This window comes from Runella defluvii, assembly GCF_014195535.1.
GTDB classification, from domain to species: Bacteria; Bacteroidota; Bacteroidia; order Cytophagales; family Spirosomataceae; genus Runella; species Runella defluvii.
Genome location: NZ_JACIBY010000008.1, coordinates 305,147 through 311,986, shown reverse-complemented (window position 1 = coordinate 311,986; position 6,840 = coordinate 305,147). Strand labels below are relative to the sequence as shown.

The window sequence follows — 6,840 nt, the reverse complement described above, 5'->3', positions numbered from 1 at the left end:
CACCCCCTTTGCCACCACCTTAGTTTTTTTAAACATACAGCCTGTAAGTTTATGACTTACAGGCTGTTACGTTGGTGACGAAGGCGAGATTCGAACTCGCACAGGCTAACGCCCACTACCCCCTCAAAGTAGCGTGTCTACCAATTCCACCACTTCGCCGTTCCCGTTGTTTGGGGATGCAAAAGTAGTGGTCTAAAATGATAATTGCAAATAGTTTTTTCAAAGAAATTTATTTTTTCAAATCAATTTCTTTCCCTCCCCAAAAGTTGCTCAAGTAAGAAGAGTCGCTTATATTGGGCTAAAATGAACCTTTTTTCCTCCATGCAACGTCGTAATTTCCTCCAAACCATTGCCGCTACTCCCGCCCTAATTCCTTCTTTGTCAAACCGTAATAAACCCACACTCAAACCTGCTCGACTCAAAGCGGGCGATACCGTGGGACTCGTTTGTCCAGCGGCTCCTGCTTACAGCAAACAAACGGTGCAAGTCATCGTCGAGTCCATGCAAGCCTTGGGTTTTAAGGTAAAATTTGGAAAACGAATGTGGGAAAGATACGGTTACTTGGCAGGAAAAGATGCCGACCGAGCAGCAGACCTCAACGAGATGTTTGCCGACTCCTCGGTACAAGCGATTATTTGTGTGCATGGTGGCTGGGGTTGTGCCCGATTGTTGCCTTTGCTAGACTATGATACCATCAAGAAAAACCCCAAAGTGTTGTTAGGTTATTCCGACGTGACCGCCCTGCTGTTGGGCATCTATAGCCAAACGGGCTTGGTTACATTTCATGGGCCAGTGGGGGCAGTTAGTTGGAACGAATTTACCGTAGGCTACCTTAAAAAAGTCCTCATAGAAGGCGAAGCTGTGCGTTACGAAAACCCAAAAGTAGTGGGCGATAACCTCACGCAAGTCGCCGACCGAATTGACACCATCGTTGCAGGAAAGGCCAAAGGTCGATTATTGGGGGGAAACCTAACGGTCTTGAGTCATTTGTTAGGCTCTCCTTACGTGCCCGACTGGAAAGGAAGCCTATTTTTCTGCGAAGACGTGGACGAAGCCCCCTACCGCGTTGACCGAATGCTCACCCAACTCAAATTGAGCGGTATTTTAAACGACATGAATGGGTTTATTTTTGGTAAATGTTCGGAGTGCGAACCAGGCAACGGAAGCTATGGCTCACTCACGCTCGAAGACCTGTGGCTTGACCACATCCAACCTGCCCAAAAACCTGCCTTTTCGGGCTCGATGATTGGACACATTCGCCAAAAATTCACTATTCCCGTTGGCATTGAAGCCGAAATGGACGCCGCTACGGGAGTCATTCAGTTTTTAGAAAAAGCCGTGGTCTAACAAACATTTCTTATGCCGACAGGTAAGTACAGGATAAGTAAACAATTGCATTACAAAAAATTTGCTAGCCAACCCATTCTATGTCAAGCTATTTTTTATAAACCAACACTTTGAGGTACGCAACCGATTCGGAGCTATGGCAAGCCTTTAAAAATGGCGATAGAGCCGCTTTTACCCAACTTTACAACCTTCATATCGAAGATTTGTTGAGTTATGGTTACCGCGTCACGTCCGATAGGCAGCTAATCAAAGACAGCATCCAAGATCTTTTTTTACACCTTTGGCGCAGTCGTCAGAACTTAGCCGACACCGATAGTATCAAGTTTTACCTCTACCGCTCGCTTCGAAACAGAATTGTACGTAATAGCGAAAAAAACAACCATTCCCCCATCGATTCCGCAGGGTTATTTGAAAATATCATTGGAGAATTGTCTTTTGAGGACGATTTGATTGCTAATGAGCAACTTAGCGAACAGCATCAGCGGCTCAAACGCGCCATTCACCAACTTCCTCGTCGGCAGCAAGAAATCATCCAGCTCCGCTATTACCACGATTTCGGTTTAGATGAAATTGGTGACATGATGCACATCAACCCCCAATCGGTTCGGAACCTTCTCCACCGAGCCATCACCGAACTGCGTGAATGTTTTTCGGCTTGAAAAAGGCGTATTTTGGGATTGAAAAAAAATAAATAAAAATATTTCAAGAAAAATGAGTACAAAACCAAAGTGTCCCGATTTAGGGGATTGAATGAAGAACTTATGAACACATCATACGCTTCCTACACCATTGAAGATTTTATCGCTGATGATTATTTCATTCAGTCGGTAAAACACCCTGCCCCAGCGTCTGACGCTTTTTGGGCAGATTTTTTAGCGAAGCATCCTTCACAGCAAGAAAATGTCCGTCGGGCACGACTTGGGGTGGAACAACTTTCCGTAGCGGCAAAGCACGAAGTACCGTTCCAAGAAACCCCTGCAATATGGTCACAAATCGCTAAGGAACTGGAAGAACCGCCAAAACGTATAGTTGAAATCGTTCTAAATTTTTGGAAACCAGCGCTTGCCGCGGCTTCCGTTATTATTGCACTTGGTTTGGGATGGGGATGGTACAAAAGTGCTCCTAAAGGCAAATATGAGCAACTCATTTCAGCCGCAAAAAGTCCACTTGAAGAGGTAGCGAATACCACCTCTACGAACCTGACAGTTAATATGCCCGACGGGAGTCACGCTATCCTGAAACCCGAAAGTAAACTCAGTTATACTAAATCATTCACGGGCAATATCCGCGAAGTATATCTTTCGGGAGAAGCTTTTTTTGACGTAATCAAAAACCCCAACAAGCCCTTCTTTGTTTACGCCAATGGACTGATTACCAAAGTATTGGGCACGAGCTTTTGGGTAAAAGCCTACGAGGCAGACAAACAAGTGACCGTACTGGTAAAGACAGGAAGAGTCTCGGTTTTTGCCCAAAAAAATACCCAAAATCCTGACCCCGAAACCAATGGGCTGGTTTTAACGCCCAATCAGCAGGTCGTTTTTGGCAAAGCAGACGAACGATTGACCCGTAAATTGATTGAGAGGCCCGTGATTTTGTTGTCGCCCCAAGAACTTAAACAATTCTCTTTTACGAATGCATCTGTCACCGATATTTTCACCGCGTTAGAGAAAGCCTACGGCGTTGACATTGTGATTGACGAAGAATTGATGGCCAACTGTACCCTTACCACTACCTTGTCCAACGAAACCCTTTTCGAGAAACTAGATATCATTTGTGAAGCACTTGAAGCCACCTACAAAGTAGTTGATGCTCAGGTTATTATCACAAGCAAAGGCTGTAACTAAACCAACTATCCGCTTATTTCAAACCCTTATCGCATGAATATAAAACTTGACTTAGTACACTAAAAAAGCCGATAACGATTCCAGCGTTACCGGCTTTCAAAAGCCCTTTTGATGGTCTTCCAAACCACATCCGATTCCAGCGGATGTGAAAGGGTTGTTTTTGCTTTTCCAAATCACAAAAACCTTAGTAAACTAATGAAGAAAAGATTACAAATCCAAAAAAACCTGATTCGCCTTATGAAGTTCTCGCTAATACAATGCTGCATTGCGATGATTTTTGTGGGTGTCTCGCTCGCACGAGATGTGGTAGCTCAAGAATTATTGAGCCGTAAAATCAGCATTCAAATCGACAACCAAAGCATGTCCTCGGCGCTGGTTCTGATTGAAAAACAGGCAAATGTCAAATTTACCTACCGTCCTAAAATTGTTGAATCAACACAGAAAATTTCGTTGAATGCCACCAACGAGCCCCTTTCTCAGTTGCTAGACAGGCTATTTATTCCGTACAAAATCAAGTACAAAGTCATCAGTAATCAAATCATCTTGTCCAGGCTATCGGCCTCCGCTTCCAGTGAACTCAATCCACCCATCGAAGAGAAAAACTTCGAGCCCAACCCGTCACTAGAAGCGCTTGCTGATATTTCGGTTTCAGGGACGGTCGTGGATGACAAAGGCGGGGTACTTCCTGGCGTAAATATCTTTATAAAAGGTACGCAGAAAGGCGCAACTACCGACGAAAACGGCAAGTTTTCGATTGCCGTGCCCAACGCGCAAGCCGTATTAGTATTTAGTTTTGTAGGTTACAAACCCCAAGAAGTGATTGTAGGAAACCGTTCTTCCATCAATATCACTCTTTTGACCGACGAAAAAGCCTTGGGCGAAGTCGTGGTCGTAGGGTACGGTTCTCAACGTAAACAAGACATTACGTCGGCCATTTCGGTCATCAACATGAAAGACATCGGCGAACAACCTGCCAACAACATGAACCAGATGATTCAGGGGCGTGCTGCGGGGGTCGTTGTCAAGCAAAAAAGTGGTACTCCTGGCGGTGCTTTTGAAGTACGCGTGCGGGGTATCGGTTCATTGGGTGCTGGTAGCGACCCACTGTACGTTATCGACGGATTTGCGGTGGGTACGTCGGTTGGCCAAAACCTTAACCCCAACGACATTGAAAGTATTTCTATCCTAAAAGATGCCGCCTCTACCGCGATTTACGGAGCGCGTGGTTCAAACGGGGTAGTACTTATCACCACCAAAAATGCCAAAGAAGGCAAAGTTGACGTCAATCTTTCGCTTGATTACGGCGTCCAAAACGTTCCCTCAACGCGTCGCGTAAAAATGCTCAACGGGGTAGAATTTGCCCAATTTAAGAAAGAAGTATTTGAAGATGGCATCCGCTATTTTCAGAACAGAGAGCCAACACTGGAAGAAGTACCCATTGGTTTTCGTTATCCTGAGCAAACCAAGTATTCGACCGATTGGTTTGGGGCTATCATGCACAACAATGCACCTTATACTGATGCCAACTTAACCATTTCTTCGGGCAAAGGGCCGCTCCGCTCCATGCTTTCTGTAGGTTATTATAAAGAAGAAGGTACCATCACCAATACCAACTACGACCGTTTGTCATTGCGTAGTAATATCGGTGGTCAGGTCAATAAATTCCTCAACGTGGGCGTAAACGTCAACGGGAGTTATACCAAACAAAACCTTGCCAATACCGACGGCCGCAGTGCCTTGGTGGGAGGGGCTTTGTTGATGGACCCGCGCGAACCTATTTACAATACCGATGGCTCGCTTCGTCCGTACATTGGCGGAGTAGATGGCGTTTTTGGCTTCCCTAACCCATTATTTGTATTGAAAAATGTTCTTCGCCGACGCAACATCGCCGACATTTTGACCAGTGCCTTTGCCGAAGTTTCAATCATGAAAAACCTCAAATTTCGGACATCGGCCAACATAAAACTCAATTATAACACCTTTAAAGAATACGTACCTTCTACCATCGGTTTGTCGGTGGCATCGGGTACGGCGGGAGCTCCCCCGCGCATTGCAACCGCACAAGAAGTGGTAGAACAATTGCAAAACTTATCTTTTGACCAGCTTCTGACGTATTCACCCCAAATTGGAAACAACCAAACCCTTGAAGCCATGGCTGGTTTTACAAGCCAACGCGAAATTTTACGCGGAACGGCGGGTAGTGCCAACACTTTTCCTGATGATTTGGTGCAGTATTTGGGCGCAGGCTCCATCCGAGCATCAAACTCTTACGAGAACGGTTGGTCGCTGCTTGCTTACTTTGCCCGGGTCAACTATGCCTTCAAAGATAAATACCTATTATCAGCCTCATTCCGTCGTGAAGGAAGCTCTCGTTTTGGTGCTCAAAACAAATACGGAGACTTCCCTGCAGCTTCGGTGGGCTGGCGCTTGTCGGAAGAGTCGTTTATGCCTAAATTCTCTTGGCTGAGCGACGTAAAACTACGGGCAAGCTGGGGAGTAACGGGTAATAACAACATCGGTAACTACCCAAGTTTGGCCTTCGTAGGTGCCAACAACTATATTTTAGGCAATGCTTTTGCCCCTGGGAAAGTGATTAGCTCTTTTGCTAACTCTGGCTTAAAATGGGAAAAATCAAACCAATTGGACATCGGTTTGGATATTGCTACCTTCAATAACAAGTTGCTGTTCACCTTTGAGTATTATAACAAACTCACCAACGACATGTTGTTGCCAGTGTCTATCCCTGCTGTTTCGGGCTTTACAACGAGTTTGGATAACATCGGAAAAGTACGCAACCGTGGCGTAGAAATTGGGGTGGATTTTCGCACCAGCCTTGGTGCTGTTAATTTCCGCACCAACGGTAACATCACCTTCAACCGCAGCCAAATCCTAGCCATCAAAGGCGTCAACGACATGCTATGGTACGGTAGCTTCTACGGCGGCTACAACGTACAAAAAGTAGGTCGCCCCATCGGGATGATTTATGGCTACAAAAAGATGGGCATTTTCAATACCCAAGCCGAAATCGACGGATGGGCAAAACAAGACGGCGTTATTCCTGGTGGGATGAAGTTTGCCGATACCAACGGCGATGGCGTCATTACGTACGATACGCAAGACATGGTGGAAATTGGCAATCCTAACCCTGCCTTCACATGGGCATGGACTGGCGCAGCAGATTACCGCAGCTTCGACTTAAACGTGTTGTTTGTAGGTGCTTATGACTTTGACATTTATCGCAACATCGAAGCATCAACGATGAACATGGACGGCGTATTCAACGTGTTGGACAAAGCCAAAGACCGCTGGCGCTCACCATCAAACCCAGGCTCTAATCCTGACGCCAAAAACTCACAAGGGGGTACCAACTACTTCAAATGGTCACGCGAGAGTAGCGAACGCTATGTCTATGACGGAACATATACGTGGCTAAAAAGTGTCACTTTGGGTTATACATTACCTAAGTTTAAGTCGGTGCTAAGTGGCGCACGGGTATTTGTGACGGCCAACAACTTGCTTTTGTTCTCTAAATATCCAGGCAACAACCCCGACGCTGGAGTACGCGGTGGAACCGAACTCAACAACGACGATGAGTCGTATCCAGTGCCAAGAACGTGGGCAGTAGGCGCTAAGTTTAACTTCTAATCTT

Annotated in this window: 4 protein-coding genes and 1 tRNA gene; 4 read left to right on the top strand and 1 reads right to left on the bottom strand. The window is 45.8% G+C overall.

The window, feature by feature from the left end:
* Positions 1-72: 72 nt before the first annotated feature.
* A tRNA-Leu gene (locus tag FHS57_RS19555) sits at positions 73-159 on the bottom strand.
* Positions 160-321: 162 nt separating this feature from the next.
* On the opposite strand from FHS57_RS19555, the gene FHS57_RS19550 reads away from it, so the two are divergent.
* The 4 genes from FHS57_RS19550 (at position 322) to FHS57_RS19535 (ending at position 6,836) form a co-directional block, all read left to right on the top strand.
* A complete protein-coding gene (locus tag FHS57_RS19550; RefSeq protein WP_183976660.1) occupies positions 322-1,347 on the top strand; it encodes a S66 peptidase family protein in 1,026 nt (341 codons plus the stop codon).
* A gap of 110 nt (positions 1,348-1,457) precedes the next feature.
* Positions 1,458-2,006 (top strand): RNA polymerase sigma factor, encoded by a 549-nt coding sequence (locus tag FHS57_RS19545; RefSeq protein ID WP_183976659.1) that lies wholly within the window; start codon positions 1,458-1,460, stop codon positions 2,004-2,006.
* Between the two features lie 102 nt (positions 2,007-2,108).
* Entirely contained in the window at positions 2,109-3,191 is a 1,083-nt protein-coding gene (locus FHS57_RS19540) for a FecR family protein (protein ID WP_183976656.1), read from the top strand.
* 195 nt (positions 3,192-3,386) lie between these two features.
* Positions 3,387-6,836 (top strand): TonB-dependent receptor, encoded by a 3,450-nt coding sequence (locus tag FHS57_RS19535; protein ID WP_229601399.1) that lies wholly within the window; start codon positions 3,387-3,389, stop codon positions 6,834-6,836.
* Positions 6,837-6,840: the final 4 nt, after the last annotated feature.